Consider the following 19,520-nt stretch of genomic DNA (forward strand, 5'->3'; position numbering starts at 1 on the left):
GCGCGGTAGTTCTGGCCTCTCTTTAGATGCGCAGACCCGAGATCAAAGCAACTCCCGAATTTCTACCGGCAACAGGCTCATGTATTTACGTGTCGGGCTGTCCCGACAGCCCCGCACAATCGCGGGCACGCGCTTGTTCATCTTGGCGATCATCGCCAGACGCTGCTCATCCGGTAGTTGTTTCTTGTGGAATACATTCGAAAGATAAGCGCGAGTCTGCGCAAACACCGGCGAATCGATCCACGAATACTCGTCAATGTTTGCAAGGTTTTCGTTAATCGCACGGCATCTCAGCGCCTTCAGCTGCTGGTTGACATGAATCGGCTGGTCCAGATCAAGCCGGAAAACCATCGGTGCGAGGAGTGTCTTTTCAGCGGGCTTGCCCGCATCAACCGCCCAAGGCTTGAAACGCCACTGTGCTACCGCGACCCTGACCGCTTCGGCCATATCGGGGTGATCACTTTGCACAATGGCGATCTCGTTGACCGAGCCATCCGCCCTGACGTTGAAACGGACCTTCACCTCACCCGTAACACCCGCCCTAGACAGCGCTTTTGGATAAATCGGTACGGGATTGTTTTCGGGTATCAACAACACCTCTGAAGCCTGCGCAAAACCGGCAACCACCAACAAACACAAAGCAAAAATCCATCGCATGATCCCGCCCCTTCACTACTGAAATGCCCTTCCAGGCAACAGCTCAAAGGTTACGGAGCAATGGTTTTTAACTGAATGGCGCTGCTTCGCCTTTATGCGCAGGACATTTCCTAAACCCATACGGTAAAACGGGTAAAAACGCCTCGCGGCCGTTAGCAGGTAATTTTTCTGACGGACATTTAGCCTCCGCTGGTGGAGCCAACATCCCCCGGCAGCAGGTGTTCCTGAATCTTCTGACTGCGGGACTGCATCAGTTGTCCCTTGTCATCGAAACGCAGCACGATGAGCCAGTCATAGGTATCCACTGGCCATTTCGCTTGGCCGATCAGTGCCGGGCCATCACCGCCGAAAGCTGCGATGAGTTTGTTGATGTGCCCATGGTGCCAGGCAATCAGCACTGTCTTGGCCTGATTGCTCTCGCGCAACAGACTCACCAGCTTATCGACCTTGCTATTGGCAAATGGCTGTTCGATCGGCAATTGCAGACGTTGTGACAGAGGGATCAGCGTCTGACGAGGGCGGATGCTTTCCGGGCTGTCGGCGGTAGCAATGAGGCGCTGGGGCGTGAGTGCCTCGCCAGCCAGTTTCAGCGGATTGAAGTAGTCGGAATAGGCGGCGGCGCGCTGTTCACCGCGGGCATTGAGCTCCCTGCCGACATCGGGTTTTTCCGCATGCCGGACGATCAGCACCGTGACATTGCGCAGCCCCGGTGCAGCAGAACCTTGCGCGAAACTCAATGCCAGAACAGAAACGGTAAGGGCTACTGCCACCAACAATCGCGGCAGCAACATGCGAACCTTCAAGTCCATTATTTATCTCGGTTGACTCAGTCGGAGTGACTGATCACGAGTCTATGACAGCCATCGTCGACCGCTTCAAAAACGCCCTGTTCTTACAGCTGAGCGACAGGTTCGTAAAGGAACATGCGAGTTCCAACATTTTCCGCTGTTTGGTCGATGCGAACCGGTGCTATTTTCGGTAACGAAACTGTAACATTCGCATCCGCAGTCAAAACAAGAAATCTGGAGCTCTTGAATGTTTGCTTTCTTTCGTCCTGCCGCACATCAGGCTCCATTGCCTGAAGAAAAAATAGACAGCACGTACCGACGCCTGCGTTGGCAGATCTTCGCCGGCATTTTCATTGGCTACGCGGGTTATTACCTGCTGCGCAAAAACTTCTCCCTGGCCATGCCGTACCTGATCGACGAAGGCTACAGCCGCGGTGATCTGGGGCTGGCGATGTCGGCCATTGCCATCGCGTATGGCTTGTCGAAATTCCTCATGGGCCTGGTCTCCGACCGTTCCAACCCGCGTTACTTCCTGCCGTTCGGCCTGTTGGTATCGGCCGGGGTGATGTTCGTTTTCGGTTTCGCGCCTTGGGCGACGTCCAGCGTGACCATGATGTTCATCCTGCTGTTCATCAACGGCTGGGCCCAAGGCATGGGCTGGCCGCCGAGCGGACGCACCATGGTGCACTGGTGGTCGCAGAAGGAACGTGGCGGCGTGGTCTCGGTGTGGAACGTGGCGCATAACGTCGGCGGCGGCCTGATCGGCCCGCTGTTTTTGCTCGGCATGGGCCTGTTCAACGACTGGCACGCGGCATTCTACGTACCGGCAGCCGTGGCGCTGGGCGTGGCGGTGTTTGCCTTCATCACCATGCGCGACACCCCGCAATCGGTCGGCCTGCCGCCGATCGAGAAGTACAAAAACGACTATCCGGAAGGCTACGACGCCAGCCACGAAGACGAATTCAGCGCCAAGGAAATCTTCGTCAAATACGTGCTGCGCAACAAAATGCTCTGGTACATCGCCATGGCCAACGTCTTCGTCTACCTGCTGCGCTACGGCGTGCTGGACTGGGCGCCGACCTACCTCAAGGAAGCCAAGGGTTTCACCGTGGATAAAACCTCGTGGGCCTATTTCTTCTACGAGTGGGCAGGTATTCCGGGCACGCTGCTGTGCGGCTGGATGTCGGACAAGATCTTCCGTGGCAACCGTGGCCTGACCGGCATGGTGTTCATGGCGCTGGTGACTGTCGCGACGCTGGTTTACTGGCTGAACCCGGCCGGCAACCCGACCGTCGACATGATCGCGCTGTTCTCGATCGGCTTCCTGATCTACGGCCCGGTGATGCTGATCGGCCTGCAAGCGCTGGAACTGGCACCGAAAAAAGCCGCCGGCACCGCTGCGGGCTTCACCGGTTTGTTTGGTTACTTAGGTGGTTCGGTGGCGGCCAGTGCAGCCATGGGCTACACCGTCGACCATTTCGGCTGGGACGGCGGTTTCGTCCTGCTGGTAGGCGCTTGCCTGTTGGCGATGGCCTTCCTTGCCCCGACGCTATGGCACAAGCAAGTCGCCAGTCAGAGCCGCGAAGCCGTCGCCTGATCGGCTTGTGACTGACAGCGCTTGAGCCGCGCCTCCAGATTCCGGTCTGGCATGGCGTGGCTGCGCAGGGCGTGGGCGGTCTGCTCGACATAATCGCGAGTGGTGCCGTAACGCCCTCTCGCGCTTTCGAACACCTGGCTCAGCACATGATCCGGCAAGTTGCCGGCATAGCTGGGCAGGTGTCGCTCCAAAACAAATCCCAACGCCTGCACCTGAGTGCCATCTTCGAGCCGGCAGTTGAGCCAGTGCGGCCGATACGACGGCACCGGCATCTCGCGTTTCCACAGGGCATACAGCGCGCTATCGAGATTGTCTTCCGGCAACCGGTAGGCGAAGCCGCTGCACGAACCGCCACGATCCAGACCAAACACCAGCCCCGGCATTTCCGGCGTACCCCGGTGCTCGTGCGACCACAGGTACAAACCGCGATGGTAGCCATGCACGCGTCCACGTACTCGCTCCACCGCTGAGCACTCCGGGCGCCAGATCAGCGAACCGTAGGCGAACAGCCACACCGGCCCGCCCTTATGGCGCGCCATTGTCGATTGCATCGAGGCGAGAAGTTGTTCGTGCGTCAGCTGCGGCCCAAGATCGAGCCGCGGAGGGTAATTCAAATTCAGAAAAGCGTTTTCAATGGCGCTCATGGCGAATAGCGTTCAGCTCCCCGCGGGTAAAGAATTACTTAATAGAACGCACCGCTGTAACAATAAGGCACATATGTTTTAAGGCAATTTAAGTGCCATGGCACAGTTCTTAATTAATTGCCTGATGGATATATAACCTACCGATATTTACGCCATTGCATAAATACCGATCGGCTATATAGGGAGTTATAAAGAATCAGCCACGCGGCTCAAGAGCGAGGTGCGTAGGCGAACACGTCGGCGAGCATTTGATGAGCATCCATCCCCGCTTCCACCAGCGCGTCCAGCGTGCCGTAGACCATGGCCGGCGAGCCGCTGGCGTAGACGTGCAGAGGCTTGAGATCCGGGAAGTCTTCGCAGACCGCCTCGTGCAGCATCCCGCAACGCCCTTCCCAGCCGCATTGGTCGCTGACGACTTTGTGCAGGAACAGATTGGGTAGCTTCAGCCACTCGTCCCAATGTTCTATGTCATAGAAGTCTTCCGGACGGCGCACACCCCAATACAGATGCACCGGGTGTTTGAAGCCCGCAGCGCGGCAGTGCTCGATCAGGCTGTGAATCTGGCCCATGCCGGTGCCGGCGGCAATCAGCACCAGTGGCCCGTCGGGCAATTCGGCAAGGTGGGTATCGCCGAACGGCAGCTCGACGCGCACCATCGCGTTGCGTTGCAGCTGCTCGATCAGGCTCAGCGCACTGGCTTCGCGCGCCAGCACGTGGATTTCCAGGTCACGTCCACCGTGCGGGGCCGAGGCCATGGAGAACGCCGACTTCTCGCCGCTCTCGCGCTCGATCATCAAATACTGCCCGGCGTGATAGCGCGGAGGTTTACCGGCCGGGGCTCGCAGGCGCACACGCCAGGTGTCGCCACCCACGTCCCGGCATTCGATGACCTGACACGACAGGCTGTGCACCGGCAGTTCTCCCAAAGCGAGCACGCCATCCCACAGCAGGATGCAGTCTTCCAGCGGCTCGGCTATGCAAGTGTAGAACTCGCCATGGTCATGCACCTTGCCAGCCTGTTCGACCCGGCCTTCCACCAGCAGCGCCGCACACACGTGGCAATTGCCGTTGCGACAGCTTTGCGGGCAGTCGTAGCCCAGGCGCCGTGCACCATCGAGAATTCGCTCACCGGGCTGTATCTCAAGCACCGCTCCGGAGGGCTGCAGGGTTACACGCATCAATCTATTCCTAACTGATTCCAGATGGCATCGATCCGTTGGGTGACGGCGTCGTCCTTGACGATCACGCGGCCCCACTCGCGAGTGGTTTCGCCCGGCCACTTGTGGGTGGCATCCAGGCCCATTTTCGAACCCAGGCCGGAAATCGGCGAGGCGAAGTCGAGGTAGTCGATCGGCGTGTTATCGATCATCACCGTGTCGCGCTTGGGGTCCATGCGCGTGGTGATGGCCCAGATCACATCGTTCCAGTCCCGTGCGTTGATATCGTCGTCACAGACAATAACGAACTTGGTGTACATGAACTGTCGCAAAAACGACCACACACCCAGCATCACGCGCTTCGCATGCCCCGGATAAGACTTTTTCATGGTCACGATGGCCATGCGATACGAGCAGCCTTCCGGCGGCAGGTAGAAGTCGGTGATTTCCGGGAACTGCTTCTGCAGAATCGGCACGAACACTTCGTTCAGCGCCACGCCCAATATCGCCGGCTCATCCGGCGGACGGCCGGTGTAGGTGCTGTGGTAGATCGGCTTGATCCGGTGGGTAATGCGCTCGACGGTGAACACCGGGAAGCTGTCAACTTCGTTGTAGTAACCGGTGTGATCGCCGTAAGGGCCTTCATCGGCCATTTCGCCCGGGTGGATCACGCCTTCGAGGATAATCTCGGCAGTGGCCGGCACTTGCAGGTCATTGCCACGGCACTTGACCAGTTCGGTGCGGTTGCCGCGCAAGAGACCGGCGAAAGCGTATTCAGAAAGGCTGTCCGGCACTGGCGTCACAGCGCCAAGGATGGTCGCCGGATCGGCGCCAAGGGCCACGGACACCGGGAACGGCTGGCCCGGGTGCTTCTCGCACCACTCGCGGTAATCCAGCGCGCCGCCACGATGGCTGAGCCAGCGCATGATCACCTTGTTGCGGCCGATCACTTGCTGACGGTAAATGCCGAGGTTCTGCCGCTCTTTGTTCGGACCTTTGGTGACGGTCAGGCCCCAGGTGATCAGCGGGCCGACGTCGCCGGGCCAGCAGGTCTGCACCGGCAGCATGGCCAGATCGACGTCGTCGCCTTCGATGACCACTTCCTGGCACACCGCGTCTTTGACGACTTTCGGCGCCATCGAGATGATCTTGCGGAAGATCGGCAGTTTCGACCACGCGTCTTTCAAGCCCTTCGGCGGCTCCGGCTCCTTGAGGAAGGCCAGCAGCTTGCCAATTTCGCGCAGTTCGCTGACCGACTCGGCGCCCATGCCCATGGCCACCCGCTCGGGGGTGCCGAACAGGTTGCCGAGCACCGGGATGTCGTAGCCCGTCGGCTTCTCGAACAGCAGCGCCGGGCCTTTGGCCCGCAGCGTGCGGTCGCACACCTCAGTCATCTCCAGCACCGGCGAGACGGGAATCTGGATGCGTTTCAACTCTCCGCGCTGCTCAAGCTGCTGCACGAAATCCCGAAGATCCTTGAATTTCATTGACGATGACACCCTCAAAATAGGCGTACATCCTACCTGCTCTGAAGGGCAAACAGCAGCCCGTCAGAGCCTGGCATCGCTCAATTTTGACTAGCACCCAACAGCAACGGCGCAAACAACGGGCTCAGTCGGGCGCTGCCCACGTCCGAAAGATGATCCGCATCCTTGTACTGTGAGTGGCCGTCGACATCGATGGGGCACAAGCCGTCCTTGCACATCAGCGGCGTCGGATCGATGACATGAATGCCGGGATCGGCGGCGCTCATCGAGCCAAACAGCGAAGTGAAAAACTGCTGGCGAGCCAGGTGTTCGTTGAGCGGGCGACCGAGACCTTCTGCCGAACGGCCGATGCGCGCCAGGCTGGTCAGACGGTCGATGAAGCTCTTGTGTTGCAGCGGCACTTCCTTGAACAGCCAGACTTGCACACCGGCTTCACGCAGCTCAGCCACTTGCGCCTTGATGGCGGCGGCCATGCGCTGCTCTGCCTGGCGTGGATTGTCTTTGCGATCAAGCAGGAACTGCAGGTCGCCGTCGCCGTCTTCACGACCATAAACGTACAGGCTCCAGTTCGCTGCCAGCACCACGTCCTTGATCCCCAGACTGATGACGCGCTCCATGTTGCGCTTATTGAAGTCTTTGCACTGCTGGCGCAGCTTGTCATCGATAATCGGCGGGCAACCCGTCAGGCTGTACAACCACGCCGGCTGGACATTACGACCGGTGTTGCCTTCGATGGCCGGCAACAATGCGGCGGCGTGGCTGTCGCCCCAGAACAACTTTGTCGCCCCACTCTCCGGATCGCCGCCCACCAGACATGACTTGGTCAGCGCCTTGTCTGTGCTCAAGTGCATGCATTTCGATTGCCCGGCGTTCCACTCCCGGGACTGAGCGTACTCCAGCGCCTTGCCGCTCAGACGCTGTGGAACACCGTCTGCCGAGCGAATCGCCGAACCGGTGATCGCCAGAACGGTGATCGACACCAAACCACCGACCAATACCGAGTTACGGCTGGCAAACACACGCTTTTCACGAAACGGAAGCTCGATATAGCGCAGGCTCAACCAGGCCAGGCCCAGCGCCAGGGCCATCCAGCCCAGCGCCTCAAGCGGCTGGATGCCGTCGATCGAGATCGCATTGGCATACACATAGACCGGCCAATGCCAGAGATAAAGCGAATAGGACAGCAGGCCGATCCACACCAGGACTTGCATACTCAACAGCCGGCTAGTCCATGTCGCGCCCTGCGCGCCCGACCAGATCAGCGCCGTCGTGCCCAATACCGGCAGTAATGCTGCCCAGCCCGGAAACACCGTGGAACGGTCAAAGGTGAAGATCGCCACCAGCACCGCAGCCAATCCGGCTAGGCCGACAGACTGCCGAAGCCATGCGCGTGGTGCCTGCTTCGGCGCAGGCACCACCGCCAGCATGGCGCCGCACAGCAACTCCCAGGCGCGGGTAGGCAATGAGAAAAACGCAAACTCGGGCCGACGCTCGATGTAGACGATGTTCAGGCCGAACGACACCAGCAGCACGGCGAACAACATCCAGCGCCAATGCCGGACATAGCGCATCAGCAACACCATCATCAGCGGGAAGAAGATGTAGTACTGCTCTTCCACCGCCAGCGACCAAGTATGCAGCAGCGGTTTGAGCTCGGACGCCGGCGCAAAGTAGCCATCTTCACGCATGAACAGGATGTTGGAGATGAACAACGACTGGTAACGAATCGTGCGCCCCAGCTCGGAAAGGTCTTTGGCCGTCAGCAACAGCCAACCCAGCGCCAGCGTTACCACGACCACCACGGTCAAGGCGGGCAGGATGCGACGGGCGCGGCGCCCCCAAAAATCAAGGAAGCTGAAACGCTGCGCACTGATTTCACGGAACAGGATAGTGGTGATCAGGAAGCCGGAAATGACGAAAAAGACGTCAACCCCGACAAAACCGCCACTGAATGTATTGAAGCCGAAATGAAACAGTACGACGGGAATAACCGCCAATGCCCGTAATCCGTCGATATCACGGCGATTGCCAAACGTATGCATGAAAAACCTTTCTTCTTTTGGATACAAAGTCCCTGAAAGCGCGAAAGTTATCAGCAGCGTCCATTTCAAGCCAGATACAAATAATCCGGCGCAAAAAAAAACGCCCCCTTTCGGGAGCGCTCTTTTTAAACAGCTTTCGTATTACTTGCGCTTCATCGACAAGAAGAACTCATCGTTGGTCTTGGTCGTCTTCAGCTTGTCGATCAGGAACTCGATGGCCGCCACTTCGTCCATCGGGTGCAGCAGCTTGCGCAGGATCCACATGCGCTGCAGTTCGTCATCGGCGGTCAGCAACTCTTCGCGGCGGGTGCCGGAACGGTTGATGTTGATCGCAGGGAACACACGCTTCTCGGCGATCTTGCGATCCAGAGGCAGCTCCATGTTGCCGGTACCCTTGAACTCTTCGTAGATCACTTCGTCCATCTTCGAGCCGGTTTCAACCAGCGCCGTGGCGATGATGGTCAGCGAGCCGCCTTCTTCGATGTTGCGCGCAGCGCCGAAGAAACGCTTTGGTTTCTCCAGGGCGTGAGCATCGACACCACCGGTCAGTACCTTGCCGGAGCTCGGGATCACAGTGTTGTAGGCACGGGCCAGACGAGTGATGGAGTCGAGCAGGATCACCACGTCTTTCTTGTGTTCGACCAGGCGTTTGGCCTTCTCGATCACCATTTCGGCAACCTGTACGTGACGGGTCGGCGGCTCGTCGAAGGTCGAGGCAACCACTTCGCCGCGCACGGTGCGCTGCATTTCGGTCACTTCTTCCGGACGTTCGTCGATCAGCAGAACGATCAGGTGAACTTCAGGATTGTTACGGGCGATGTTCGCTGCGATGTTCTGCAGCATGATCGTTTTACCGGCTTTCGGCGGTGCAACGATCAGACCACGCTGGCCTTTGCCGATCGGGGCGCACAGGTCGATCACACGACCGGTCAAGTCTTCGGTGGAACCGTTGCCGGCTTCCATCTTCATGCGCACGGTCGGGAACAGCGGGGTCAGGTTCTCGAAGAGAATCTTGTTTTTCGCGTTCTCGGGACGATCGAAGTTGATCGTGTCGACCTTGAGCAGGGCGAAATACCGCTCGCCTTCCTTCGGAGGGCGAATCTTGCCAACGATGGTGTCACCGGTGCGCAAGTTGAAACGGCGGATCTGGCTTGGCGAGACGTAGATATCGTCCGGGCCGGCCAGGTAGGAAGCGTCAGCGGAGCGCAGGAAGCCGAAGCCGTCCTGGAGAATCTCCAGCACGCCATCACCGGAGATTTCCTCGCCGCTTTTAGCGTGCTTTTTCAGCAGGGAGAAAATCACGTCCTGCTTGCGCGAACGGGCCATATTTTCTATGCCCATCTGTTCGGCCAATTCGAGCAGTTCGGTAATCGGCTTTTGCTTGAGTTCAGTCAGATTCATATAGGAATGACGTAATCATTTATGGAGGGGGGGAAATTAAGCTTTTGGCTTAATGAGGCCGCGCCGCAGAGAAGGCGACAGGATCGCGTACTTATTCGAAAAGGAGTGCGTCGGCGACGGCTAGCAGGGGGCAATGGAGAAACCAGTGCGGGGCCGAATGTACCACCTGAGTTTCGGAGCGTCTAGCCCTGATTACGCAAAAAGCCCCGCAATTTGCGGGGCTTTTTTTCAGGCACTTTGCAGCGACGCTTAGATGTTGGCGTCGAGGAAAGCAGCCAGTTGCGACTTCGACAGGGCGCCGACTTTGGTCGCTTCAACGTTGCCGTTCTTGAACAGCATCAGAGTAGGGATACCACGCACGCCGTGCTTGGCCGGGGTTTCCTGGTTCTCGTCGATGTTCAGTTTGGCAACGGTCAGCTTGCCTTTGTAAGTCTCGGCAATCTCGTCCAGAACCGGAGCGATCATTTTGCAAGGGCCGCACCATTCAGCCCAGTAGTCGACCAGTACAGCGCCTTCGGCCTTGAGTACGTCGGCTTCGAAACTAGCGTCGCTAACGTGTTTGATAAGATCGCTGCTCATGGAATTCTCCAGGTTGTAAGCAAAAAAACGTGGCCCATCATATCCGCCCTTCCCCCGTTCAGGAAGCCGCAGATGATTGAGTCTTGCTATGGTGCCCTATGAGTTTGGGTATAGCTCAAGTCACGCCGTGGCGGGGGCGATGAAGGCGATTCCGGTGCGCAACGCAGCGTTGCGCACGTGTTCCTGCATGGCTTTTTGCGCGGCACCGGAGGCTCGGCGGGCCAAAGCACGAAGGATTTTGCGGTGTTCCTGCCAGGTTTCCATGGCGCGCTCGGCGCGGATGAACGGTAGTTTCTGGCTTTCCAGAAAGATTTCCGCGCTGGCGGTAAGGATGCTGAGCATCGCCTGATTGCCGCTGGCCAGCAGGATTCGCCGGTGGAATTCGAAATCCAGCTTCGCCGCCGCCTCGAAGTCGCCGACCTTCAGTTGCTCGCGCATGGCCGCGACGTTGTCTTCCAGCGCATCCAGATCGAACGTGCTCAACGTTACCGCCGCCAGCCCCGCCGCAAAGCCCTCCAGCGCATAGCGCAATTGAAAGATATCCAGCGGCGACGCCTGCGCTGCGAACGACCAGCCCGGCGCGCTCTCACCGCGCGACAATTCCACCGGCGACTGCACGAAAACACCCTTGCCCGGCTGAATGCTCACCACGCCGAGCGCACTCAACGACGACAACGCTTCACGCAGCGAGGCCCGACTGACGCCCAACTGCAACGCCAGATCCCGTTGCGACGGCAAGGCATCGCCCGCGCCGAAACCTTGTTCGGTGATCAGTTTGCGGATCGCTTGCAGTGCCACTTCGGGTACCGCGCGGGAGATCGAGTTCATGGTTTTTCAGACGCGCCAGGCCAATGTGCGGCTAGTTGTAAAGCTATTCGCCGAGTCCGGCAAGTCGTGCCCCAGCGGGGTTCGGCGATTTCGGCCGATGCGCCATCGCAGTGCGAAAAACAACCTGACTGTTCAGACCAGTAAGACCGAGCAAAACCGCTGAAACCGCGGCCTGCCGAGGCAAAACCCACGTATTGGCACGGCCCATGCTCTGTCCGATCGCAGAAATCACTTCCCGCCGATCCGGAGATTGTCCATGACCCAGCGTTACAGCGCCCTCCTCGCTTCCCTGTTTGCCGGCCTGCTGTTGTGCCAAGCCCCCGCCCACGCCGACGGTCTGGACGACGTGGTCAAACGTGGCACGCTGAAAGTCGCCGTGCCTCAGGACTTCCCGCCGTTCGGTTCGGTCGGCCCGGACATGAAACCCCGCGGCCTGGACATCGACACGGCAAAACTGTTGGCCGATCAATTGAAGGTCAAACTCGAACTGACCCCGGTCAACAGCACCAACCGTATTCCGTTTCTGACCACCGGCAAGGTCGACCTGGTGATTTCCAGCCTCGGCAAGAACCCTGAGCGCGAGAAAGTCATCGATTTCTCCCGCGCCTACGCACCGTTCTACCTCGCCGTGTTCGGCCCACCAGACGCTGCGATCACCAGCCTCGACGACCTCAAGGGTAAAACCATCAGCGTCACCCGTGGCGCCATCGAAGACATCGAATTGAGCAAAGTCGCCCCCGAAGGCGTGACCATCAAGCGCTTCGAAGACAACAACTCGACCATCGCCGCCTACCTCGCCGGCCAAGTCGATCTGATCGCCAGCGGCAACGTGGTCATGGTTGCGATCAGCGAGAAGAACCCGAAGCGTGTGCCGGCCCTGAAAGTGAAGCTCAAGGACTCGCCGGTCTATGTCGGCGTGAACAAGAACGAAGCGGCGCTGCTGGCCAAGGTCAACGACATCCTGACCACCGCCAAGGCTGACGGCGCGCTGGAAAAGAACTCACAGACCTGGCTGAAAGAGCCGCTGCCGGCCGATCTCTGATCGACTGCGCGGGAGACCTTCATGGCTTATCAGTTCGATTTCATGCCGGTGGTGCAGAACACCGACCTGCTGTTGCGCGGGGCGCTGTTCACCCTTGAGCTGACGGCCATCGGTGCGGTGCTCGGGGTGGGCGTGGGCATCGTCGGGGCGCTGGTGCGGGCGTGGAACATTCGCCCGTTCTCGGCGATCTTCGGCGTCTACGTCGAGTTGATCCGCAACACGCCGTTTCTGGTGCAACTGTTCTTTATCTTCTTCGGTCTGCCGTCGCTCGGCGTGCAGATTTCCGAGTGGCAGGCGGCGGTGCTGGCGATGGTGATCAACCTCGGCGCGTATTCGACCGAGATCATCCGCGCCGGCATCCAGGCGATTCCCAAAGGACAACTGGAAGCCGCAGCAGCGCTGGCAATGAGTCGCTTCGAGGCGTTCCGCCACGTGGTGCTGCTGCCGGCGCTGGGCAAGGTCTGGCCGGCCCTGAGCAGCCAGATCATCATCGTCATGCTCGGCTCGGCGGTGTGCTCGCAGATCGCCACCGAAGAGTTGAGCTTTGCTGCCAACTTCATTCAGTCGCGCAACTTCCGCGCCTTTGAAACCTACGCGCTGACCACACTGATCTACCTGTGCATGGCGCTGCTGATCCGCCAACTGCTCAACTGGCTCGGTCGCCGCTACATCTCCAGGAGCAGCCAATGAGCGACTTCACGTTCTGGGACATCCTGCGCAACCTGCTGATCGGCCTGCAATGGACACTTGCATTGTCGCTGGTGGCGTTTATCGGCGGTGGGCTGGTCGGGCTGCTGATCCTGATCATGCGCATCTCGAAAAACGCCCTGCCGAGCAGCATCGCGCGCACCTGGATCGAGCTGTTCCAGGGCACGCCGCTGCTGATGCAACTGTTTCTGGTGTTCTTCGGCGTGGCGCTGGCCGGGATCGAAATCTCGCCGTGGATGGCGGCAGCGATTGCGCTGACGTTGTTTACCAGCGCTTATCTGGCAGAGATCTGGCGCGGCTGCGTCGAGGCGATTCCCAACGGTCAGTGGGAAGCTTCGTCGAGTCTGGCGCTCAATCCGCTGGAGCAATTGCGCTACGTGATCCTGCCACAGGCCCTGCGCATCGCCGTGGCGCCGACCGTGGGTTTCTCGGTGCAAGTGGTCAAAGGCACCGCTGTGACCTCGATCATCGGCTTCACCGAGCTGACCAAGACCGGCGGCATGCTCGCCAACGCCACGTTTGAACCGTTCATGGTCTATGGCCTCGTCGCCCTCGGCTACTTCCTGCTCTGCTACCCCTTGTCCCTCAGTGCGCGCTACCTGGAAAGGAGACTGCATGCCTCTGCTTAGAATTTCCGCCCTGCATAAATACTACGGCGATCACCACGTACTCAAAGGCATCGACCTCAGCGTCGAGGAAGGCCAGGTGGTGGCGATTATCGGCCGCAGCGGCTCGGGCAAGTCCACTCTGCTGCGTACCCTCAATGGTCTGGAGTCGATCAACGACGGGGTGATCGAAGTCGACGGCGAATATCTCGACGCCGCACGCGCCGACTTGCGCAGCTTGCGGCAGAAGGTCGGCATGGTGTTCCAGCAGTTCAACCTGTTCCCGCACCTGACGGTCGGCGAGAACGTGATGCTCGCCCCGCAAGTGGTGCAGAAAGTGCCGAAGGCCAAGGCGGCGGAGCTGGCGCGCAAGATGCTTGAGCGTGTGGGTCTGGGGGAAAAGTTTGATGCCTTTCCGGATCGGCTGTCCGGTGGGCAGCAGCAACGGGTGGCGATTGCCCGGGCTTTGGCGATGTCACCGAAAGTGCTGCTGTGCGACGAGATCACCTCGGCGCTGGACCCGGAGCTGGTCAACGAGGTTCTCAGCGTGGTTCGTCAATTGGCCAGGGAGGGCATGACGCTGATCATGGTCACCCACGAAATGCGTTTTGCCCGCGAGGTGGGGGATAAGTTGGTGTTCATGCATCACGGCAAGGTGCATGAGGTGGGGGACCCGAAGGTGTTGTTTGCCAATCCGCAGACGGCGGAGCTGGCGAATTTTATTGGGACCGTTGAAGCCGCCGGTTAACGATCATTCCCACGCTCCGCGTGGGAATGCAGCCCGGGTCGCTCGGCGTCCCATTGGAACGCGAAGCGTCCCTTGAGGCATTCCCACGCAGAGCGTTGGAACGATCATCCGCCCCGGTGCTCTGGATCAAGGCTTTGAGCTCTGCGCGTTGGCGCCAGCGTTTGATCGTGGCACGATGTCGGGGTTATCGACCGAGACCCCCTGACCATGCCGCAATCCCAAGCCAAGAATCTGTCCCTGATCGCCGCAATCGACCTGGGCTCGAACAGCTTTCACATGGTCGTGGCCAAGGCCCAGAACGGCGAGATCCGTATTCTCGAGCGCCTCGGCGAGAAGGTTCAACTGGCCGCCGGCATCGACGATGAGCGCAAGCTCAACGAAGAATCGATGCAACGTGGCCTCGATTGCCTCAAGCGTTTTGCCCAACTGATCAACGGTATGCCGCTGGGCGCCGTGCGCATCGTCGGCACCAACGCCCTGCGCGAAGCGCGCAACCGCCTCGAATTCATTCACCGCGCCGAAGAAATCCTCGGCCATCCGGTGGAAGTCATCTCCGGCCGTGAAGAAGCGCGCCTGATTTATCTGGGCGTGTCGCATACCCTCGCCGACACCCCGGGCAAACGTCTGGTCGCCGACATCGGCGGCGGCAGTACCGAGTTCATCATCGGCCAGCGCTTCGAACCACTGCTGCGCGAAAGCCTGCAAATGGGCTGCGTCAGCTTCACCCAGCGCTACTTCAAGGACGGCAAGATCACCCCGGCCCGCTACGCCCAGGCATATACGGCGGCGCGACTGGAGATCATGAGCATCGAACACGCCCTGCATCGCCTGACCTGGGATGAAGCCATCGGCTCCTCGGGCACCATCCGCGCCATCGGTCTGGCGCTGAAGGCCGGCGGGCATGGCACAGGGGAAGTGAATGCTGAAGGCCTTGCGTGGCTCAAGCGTCGACTGTTCAAGCTCGGCGACGTCGACAAGATCGATTTCGACGGCATCAAACCTGACCGCCGGGCAATCTTCCCGGCCGGCCTGGCGATTCTCGAAGCGATTTTCGACGCGCTCGAACTGCAACGCATGGATCACTGCGAAGGCGCGCTGCGAGAAGGCGTGCTCTACGACCTGCTGGGTCGCCATCACCACGAAGACGTGCGCGAACGCACCCTGACCTCGCTGATGGAGCGCTACCACGTCGACCTGGAACAAGCGGCGCGGGTTGAACGCAAAGCCCTGCACGCCTTCGATCAGGTGGCCGTGGACTGGGAACTGGATGACGGTATCTGGCGCGAACTGCTGGGCTGGGCGGCGAAAGTGCACGAAGTCGGCCTCGACATCGCCCACTATCACTACCACAAGCACGGCGCCTACCTGATCGAGCACTCGGACCTGGCCGGTTTCTCCCGCGAAGACCAGCAAATGCTCGCCCTGCTGGTGCGCGGCCATCGTCGCAATATTCCCAAGGACAAATTCGCCGATTTTGGCGAAGACGGCGACAAGCTGATCCGTCTGTGCGTGCTGCTGCGTTTTGCGATTCTTTTCCACCACATCCGTGGTACTCAGGCAATGCCACAGGTGGTGCTACATGCCAAGGGCGACAACCTTGACGTGGAGTTCCCGGAGAATTGGCTGGATGAGAATCAGCTGACTCAAGCGGATTTCGGCCTCGAAGCCGATTGGCTGACGCGGGTTGGCATCGCCCTCACCGTCCACTGATCACCCTGTGGCGAGGGGATTTATCCCCGATGGGCTTCGGAGCAGTCCCAGCATTCTTGGCGAAAAAGACCGGGGCCGCTTCGCGCCCCATCGGGGATAAATCCCCTCACCACGAATGACTGCATGCAGGTACAAAAAAGGCGATCCCATGGGATCGCCTTTTTTATTGGGCTGAAGGTCAGCTACTCACCGGCAAAATCGGACTACCCAACCGCTCCAGCAGCGTCGCCTGCGCACTGCGCGGGTTCTGGTTGCCGGTTGGCGTGTTGCGGATGTAACGGCCATCCGATTGCAGGCTCCAGCTGTGGGTGTTGTCGGACAGGTACAGCTCCAGCTCTTTCTTCACCCGGGTCAGCAGCTTCTTGCCTTCCACCGGGAAGCAAGTCTCGACGCGCTTGTCGAGGTTGCGCTCCATCCAGTCGGCGCTGGAGAGGAACATCTGCTCCTCGCCGCCGTTGAGGAAGTAGAACACTCGGGTGTGTTCCAGGAAGCGACCAATGATCGAGCGCACATGAATGTTGTGCGAAACCCCGGCAATGCCCGGTCGCAGGCAGCACATGCCACGCACCACCAGATCGATACGCACGCCCGACTGGCTGGCCTTGTACAGCGCGCGGATAATCTTCGGATCGGTCAGCGAGTTGAACTTGGCGATGATGTGCGCCGGTTTGCCTTCGACGGCGAACTGGGTCTCGCGGGCAATCATGTCGAGCATGCCCTTCTTCAAAGTGAACGGCGCATGCAGCAGCTTCTTCATGCGCAGGGTTTTACCCATGCCGATCAACTGGCTGAACAGTTTTCCGACGTCTTCGCACAAGGCGTCGTCGGAGGTCAGCAGGCTGTAGTCGGTATAGAGCTTGGCGTTGCCGGCGTGGTAGTTACCGGTGCCGAGGTGCGCGTAACGCACGATCTCGCCCTGTTCGCGACGCAGAATAAGCATCATCTTGGCGTGGGTCTTAAAGCCGACCACGCCGTAGATCACCACTGCCCCGGCCGCTTGCAGACGGCTGGCCAGTTGCAGGTTGGACTCTTCGTCGAAGCGCGCCCGCAGCTCGATGACCGCCGTCACTTCCTTGCCGTTACGCGCGGCATCCACCAGCGCATCGACGATTTCCGAGTTGGCGCCGGAGCGATACAGCGTCTGGCGCACGGCCAGAACATGCGGATCTTTCGCGGCTTGACGCAGCAGATCGACCACCGGGGTGAACGACTCGAACGGGTGCAGCAGCAAAATATCCTGCTTGCTCACCACGCTGAAAATGTTCTCGCTGTTTTGCAGCAGTTTCGGGATCTGCGGGGTGAACGGCGTGTATTGCAGCTCCGGATGGCTGTCCAGGCCGGTGATGCTGAACAGTCGCGTCAGGTTGACCGGGCCGTTGACCTGATACAGCTCGGTCTCGCTCAGGTTGAACTGCTTTAGCAGATAGTCCGACAGATGTTTCGGGCAGGTGTCGGCGACTTCCAGACGCACCGCATCGCCGTAGCGACGCGAGAACAACTCGCCACGCAGAGCGCGGGCCAAGTCTTCGACGTCTTCGGAATCGAGCGCCAGGTCGGCGTTTCGGGTCAAACGGAACTGGTAGCAGCCCTTGACCTTCATGCCCTGGAACAGGTCATCGGCGTGGGCGTGGATCATCGACGACAGGAACACATAGTTGTCGCCAGCGCCGCCGACTTCTTCCGGCACCTTGATGATGCGCGGCAGCAGGCGCGGCGCCGGGATGATCGCCAGACCGGAGTCGCGACCGAAGGCGTCGATACCTTCAAGCTCAACGATGAAGTTCAGGCTCTTGTTCACCAGCAACGGGAACGGGTGCGTCGGGTCGAGGCCGATCGGGGTGATGATCGGCGCGATCTCGTCGCGGAAATAACGACGAACCCAGGTCTTGAGCTTGGTCGTCCAGTTGCGGCGACGGATGAAGCGCACCTGATGCTTTTCCAGCTCTGGCAGCAGGATGTCGTTGAGGATCGCGTACTGGCGATCAACGTGACCGTGCACCAGTTCGCTGATCCGCGCCAGTGCTTGATGCGGTTGCAGGCCATCGGCACCGGCCTGTTCACGGGCAAAGGTGATCTGTTTTTTCAGGCCGGCAACGCGGATTTCGAAGAATTCGTCGAGGTTGCTGGAGAAGATCAGCAGGAACTTCAGCCGCTCCAGCAACGGATAGGACTCGTCCAGCGCCTGTTCCAGCACGCGGATGTTGAACTGCAGTTGCGAGAGCTCACGGTGGATATACAGGCTGCTGTCATCCAGGCCTGGGATCGCAATCGCCGGCACCGCCGCAGCGGGTTCGGTGACCGGCGCGGGTGGCGCTGGCTCCAGCTCCGGCGGGGTTTCGGTGATTTGTTCCACCACCGGCTGAGCTTCTTTTACTGCAACTTCAGTGAGTCCTTCGGTATTCATTGAATGTTCCTGGGAGGGCTATTTCTGCTCTCGTAACAATTGAGCGGCGCGGACAGCAAAATAAGTCAGGATGCCATCAGCACCGGCACGTTTAAAGGCGGTCAGTGATTCGAGAATCACCGCCTCGCTCAACCAGCCATTCTGGATCGCCGCCATGTGCATGGCGTATTCGCCGCTAACCTGATAGACGAAGGTCGGCACCTTGAAGGCATCTTTTACCCGGAAAAGAATGTCCAGGTACGGCATGCCCGGCTTGACCATGACCATGTCCGCGCCTTCAGACAAGTCCGCGCCGACTTCGTGCAGCGCTTCGTCGCTGTTGGCCGGGTCCATCTGATAAGAAGCCTTGTTCGCCTTGCCAAGGTTCGAGGCCGAACCCACGGCATCGCGGAAAGGCCCGTAATAGGCGCTGGCGTACTTGGCCGAGTAGGCCATGATCCGCACGTTGACGTGGCCGGCGATTTCCAGCGCTTCGCGGATCGCCTGAATGCGCCCGTCCATCATGTCCGACGGAGCAACGACCTGAGCGCCGGCCTCGGCGTGGGACAGCGCCTGGCGCACGAGCGCATCGACGGTGATGTCGTTCTGTACGTAGCCTGCTTCGTCGAGAATGCCGTCCTGACCGTGGGTGGTGAACGGGTCGAGCGCGACGTCGGTGATCACGCCCAGTTCCGGGAAGCGATCACGCAGGGCGCGAGTGGCGCGCTGGGCGATGCCTTCGGGATTCCAGGCTTCGGCGGCGTCGAGGGATTTGAGTTCTGCAGGCGTGACCGGGAACAATGCCAGCGCCGGAATCCCCAGTTCGACCCACTTGGCGGCTTCTTCAAGCAGCAAATCGATGGTCAAGCGCTCTACACCCGGCATCGAGGCCACGGCTTCGCGGCGGTTTTCACCGTCGAGCACGAAGACGGGCAGGATCAGGTCGTCGACCGTCAGTACATTTTCCCGCACCAGCCGACGCGAAAAATCATCACGGCGATTGCGACGCAGGCGGGTGGCGGGGAACAAACGGTTGGCAGGGGTAAAGCTCACGGCAGACTCCTGAGCCCGCGCAAACGGGCGAGCGTGACAGTTATAGACGGCCATTATGACGAACAGATTACAGTTGTGCGCACCCCGTGAC

At 59.7% G+C, this 19,520-nt stretch carries 17 protein-coding genes; 6 read left to right on the forward strand and 11 right to left on the reverse strand.

Features of this window, described 5'->3' with window-relative positions; translation table 11 throughout:
- Positions 1 to 42 precede the first annotated feature (42 nt).
- Positions 43 to 657, reverse strand: a complete 615-nt coding sequence (locus ACA074_RS26875) for an energy transducer TonB (protein WP_497678084.1) — start codon at positions 655 to 657, stop codon at positions 43 to 45.
- A gap of 179 nt (positions 658 to 836) precedes the next feature.
- Positions 837 to 1,466, reverse strand: a complete 630-nt coding sequence (locus ACA074_RS26880; RefSeq protein WP_497678085.1) for a flagellar basal body-associated protein FliL — start codon at positions 1,464 to 1,466, stop codon at positions 837 to 839.
- Positions 1,467 to 1,692: 226 nt separating this feature from the next.
- On the opposite strand from ACA074_RS26880, the gene glpT reads away from it, so the two are divergent.
- A complete protein-coding gene (gene glpT / locus ACA074_RS26885) occupies positions 1,693 to 3,042 on the forward strand; it encodes a glycerol-3-phosphate transporter (protein WP_187678212.1) in 1,350 nt (449 codons plus the stop codon).
- Here glpT and ACA074_RS26890 read toward each other — a convergent pair.
- From ACA074_RS26890 to ACA074_RS26920, 7 genes are all read right to left on the reverse strand, one after another.
- The gene (locus tag ACA074_RS26890) at positions 3,018 to 3,686 is read right to left on the reverse strand and encodes a gamma-glutamylcyclotransferase (protein ID WP_187678213.1); all 669 of its coding nucleotides are present in this window, start codon (positions 3,684 to 3,686) and stop codon (positions 3,018 to 3,020) included. The genes glpT and ACA074_RS26890 overlap by 25 nt on opposite strands.
- 209 nt (positions 3,687 to 3,895) lie before the next feature.
- Positions 3,896 to 4,864 (reverse strand): CDP-6-deoxy-delta-3,4-glucoseen reductase, encoded by a 969-nt coding sequence (locus ACA074_RS26895; RefSeq protein WP_497678086.1) that lies wholly within the window; start codon positions 4,862 to 4,864, stop codon positions 3,896 to 3,898.
- Positions 4,864 to 6,330: a 4-hydroxy-3-polyprenylbenzoate decarboxylase gene (ubiD, locus tag ACA074_RS26900; RefSeq protein ID WP_187678215.1), complete on the reverse strand. Its 1,467-nt coding sequence runs from the start codon at positions 6,328 to 6,330 to the stop codon at positions 4,864 to 4,866. The genes ACA074_RS26895 and ubiD overlap by 1 nt, the downstream gene beginning before the upstream one ends.
- A gap of 80 nt (positions 6,331 to 6,410) precedes the next feature.
- Entirely contained in the window at positions 6,411 to 8,372 is a 1,962-nt protein-coding gene (locus tag ACA074_RS26905) for an acyltransferase family protein (RefSeq protein ID WP_497678087.1), read from the reverse strand.
- A gap of 141 nt (positions 8,373 to 8,513) precedes the next feature.
- On the reverse strand, positions 8,514 to 9,773 hold the full coding sequence (rho, locus tag ACA074_RS26910) for a transcription termination factor Rho (protein ID WP_042561678.1): 1,260 nt from the start codon (positions 9,771 to 9,773) through the stop codon (positions 8,514 to 8,516).
- 249 nt (positions 9,774 to 10,022) lie between these two features.
- Complete coding sequence (gene trxA / locus ACA074_RS26915; protein WP_003206727.1) at positions 10,023 to 10,352, reverse strand: thioredoxin TrxA; 330 nt, start codon at positions 10,350 to 10,352, stop codon at positions 10,023 to 10,025.
- A 120-nt stretch (positions 10,353 to 10,472) separates the two neighbouring features.
- Positions 10,473 to 11,180, reverse strand: a complete 708-nt coding sequence (locus ACA074_RS26920; protein WP_187678217.1) for a FadR/GntR family transcriptional regulator — start codon at positions 11,178 to 11,180, stop codon at positions 10,473 to 10,475.
- A 256-nt stretch (positions 11,181 to 11,436) separates the two neighbouring features.
- On the opposite strand from ACA074_RS26920, the gene ACA074_RS26925 reads away from it, so the two are divergent.
- The 5 genes from ACA074_RS26925 (at position 11,437) to ppx (ending at position 15,993) form a co-directional block, all read left to right on the forward strand.
- Complete coding sequence (locus ACA074_RS26925; RefSeq protein ID WP_083353795.1) at positions 11,437 to 12,222, forward strand: transporter substrate-binding domain-containing protein; 786 nt, start codon at positions 11,437 to 11,439, stop codon at positions 12,220 to 12,222.
- 21 nt (positions 12,223 to 12,243) lie between these two features.
- Positions 12,244 to 12,912 carry an amino acid ABC transporter permease gene (locus ACA074_RS26930; RefSeq protein ID WP_187678219.1) on the forward strand — a complete coding sequence of 223 codons (669 nt, stop codon included), beginning with the start codon at positions 12,244 to 12,246 and terminating at the stop codon, positions 12,910 to 12,912.
- A complete protein-coding gene (locus ACA074_RS26935) occupies positions 12,909 to 13,559 on the forward strand; it encodes an amino acid ABC transporter permease (RefSeq protein WP_187678220.1) in 651 nt (216 codons plus the stop codon). Before ACA074_RS26930 ends, ACA074_RS26935 begins: the two co-directional genes overlap by 4 nt.
- Positions 13,546 to 14,283, forward strand: a complete 738-nt coding sequence (locus ACA074_RS26940) for an amino acid ABC transporter ATP-binding protein (RefSeq protein WP_489880590.1) — start codon at positions 13,546 to 13,548, stop codon at positions 14,281 to 14,283. The genes ACA074_RS26935 and ACA074_RS26940 overlap by 14 nt, the downstream gene beginning before the upstream one ends.
- A gap of 207 nt (positions 14,284 to 14,490) precedes the next feature.
- The gene (ppx, locus tag ACA074_RS26945) at positions 14,491 to 15,993 is read left to right on the forward strand and encodes an exopolyphosphatase (RefSeq protein ID WP_489880589.1); all 1,503 of its coding nucleotides are present in this window, start codon (positions 14,491 to 14,493) and stop codon (positions 15,991 to 15,993) included.
- Between the two features lie 178 nt (positions 15,994 to 16,171).
- Here ppx and ppk1 read toward each other — a convergent pair whose 3' ends face one another.
- Both ppk1 and hemB read right to left on the reverse strand, forming a co-directional pair.
- A complete protein-coding gene (ppk1, locus tag ACA074_RS26950; RefSeq protein WP_497678088.1) occupies positions 16,172 to 18,397 on the reverse strand; it encodes a polyphosphate kinase 1 in 2,226 nt (741 codons plus the stop codon).
- An 18-nt stretch (positions 18,398 to 18,415) separates the two neighbouring features.
- Positions 18,416 to 19,429, reverse strand: a complete 1,014-nt coding sequence (gene hemB, locus ACA074_RS26955) for a porphobilinogen synthase (protein WP_497615577.1) — start codon at positions 19,427 to 19,429, stop codon at positions 18,416 to 18,418.
- Positions 19,430 to 19,520: the final 91 nt, after the last annotated feature.

This window comes from Pseudomonas sp. LBUM1655 (assembly GCF_059716085.1).

Bases quoted from the DNA above. Each gene is read 5' to 3' on its own strand.
- ACA074_RS26875 (WP_497678084.1), bottom strand. From the start codon at position 657: ATGCGATGGATTTTTGCTTTGTGTTTGTTGGTGGTTGCCGGTTTTGCG.
- ACA074_RS26880 (WP_497678085.1), bottom strand. From the start codon at position 1,466: ATGGACTTGAAGGTTCGCATGTTGCTGCCGCGATTGTTGGTGGCAGTA.
- glpT (WP_187678212.1), top strand. From the start codon at position 1,693: ATGTTTGCTTTCTTTCGTCCTGCCGCACATCAGGCTCCATTGCCTGAA.
- ACA074_RS26890 (WP_187678213.1), bottom strand. From the start codon at position 3,686: ATGAGCGCCATTGAAAACGCTTTTCTGAATTTGAATTACCCTCCGCGG.
- ACA074_RS26895 (WP_497678086.1), bottom strand. From the start codon at position 4,864: ATGCGTGTAACCCTGCAGCCCTCCGGAGCGGTGCTTGAGATACAGCCC.
- ubiD (WP_187678215.1), bottom strand. From the start codon at position 6,330: ATGAAATTCAAGGATCTTCGGGATTTCGTGCAGCAGCTTGAGCAGCGC.
- ACA074_RS26905 (WP_497678087.1), bottom strand. From the start codon at position 8,372: ATGCATACGTTTGGCAATCGCCGTGATATCGACGGATTACGGGCATTG.
- rho (WP_042561678.1), bottom strand. From the start codon at position 9,773: ATGAATCTGACTGAACTCAAGCAAAAGCCGATTACCGAACTGCTCGAA.
- trxA (WP_003206727.1), bottom strand. From the start codon at position 10,352: ATGAGCAGCGATCTTATCAAACACGTTAGCGACGCTAGTTTCGAAGCC.
- ACA074_RS26920 (WP_187678217.1), bottom strand. From the start codon at position 11,180: ATGAACTCGATCTCCCGCGCGGTACCCGAAGTGGCACTGCAAGCGATC.
- ACA074_RS26925 (WP_083353795.1), top strand. From the start codon at position 11,437: ATGACCCAGCGTTACAGCGCCCTCCTCGCTTCCCTGTTTGCCGGCCTG.
- ACA074_RS26930 (WP_187678219.1), top strand. From the start codon at position 12,244: ATGGCTTATCAGTTCGATTTCATGCCGGTGGTGCAGAACACCGACCTG.
- ACA074_RS26935 (WP_187678220.1), top strand. From the start codon at position 12,909: ATGAGCGACTTCACGTTCTGGGACATCCTGCGCAACCTGCTGATCGGC.
- ACA074_RS26940 (WP_489880590.1), top strand. From the start codon at position 13,546: ATGCCTCTGCTTAGAATTTCCGCCCTGCATAAATACTACGGCGATCAC.
- ppx (WP_489880589.1), top strand. From the start codon at position 14,491: ATGCCGCAATCCCAAGCCAAGAATCTGTCCCTGATCGCCGCAATCGAC.
- ppk1 (WP_497678088.1), bottom strand. From the start codon at position 18,397: ATGAATACCGAAGGACTCACTGAAGTTGCAGTAAAAGAAGCTCAGCCG.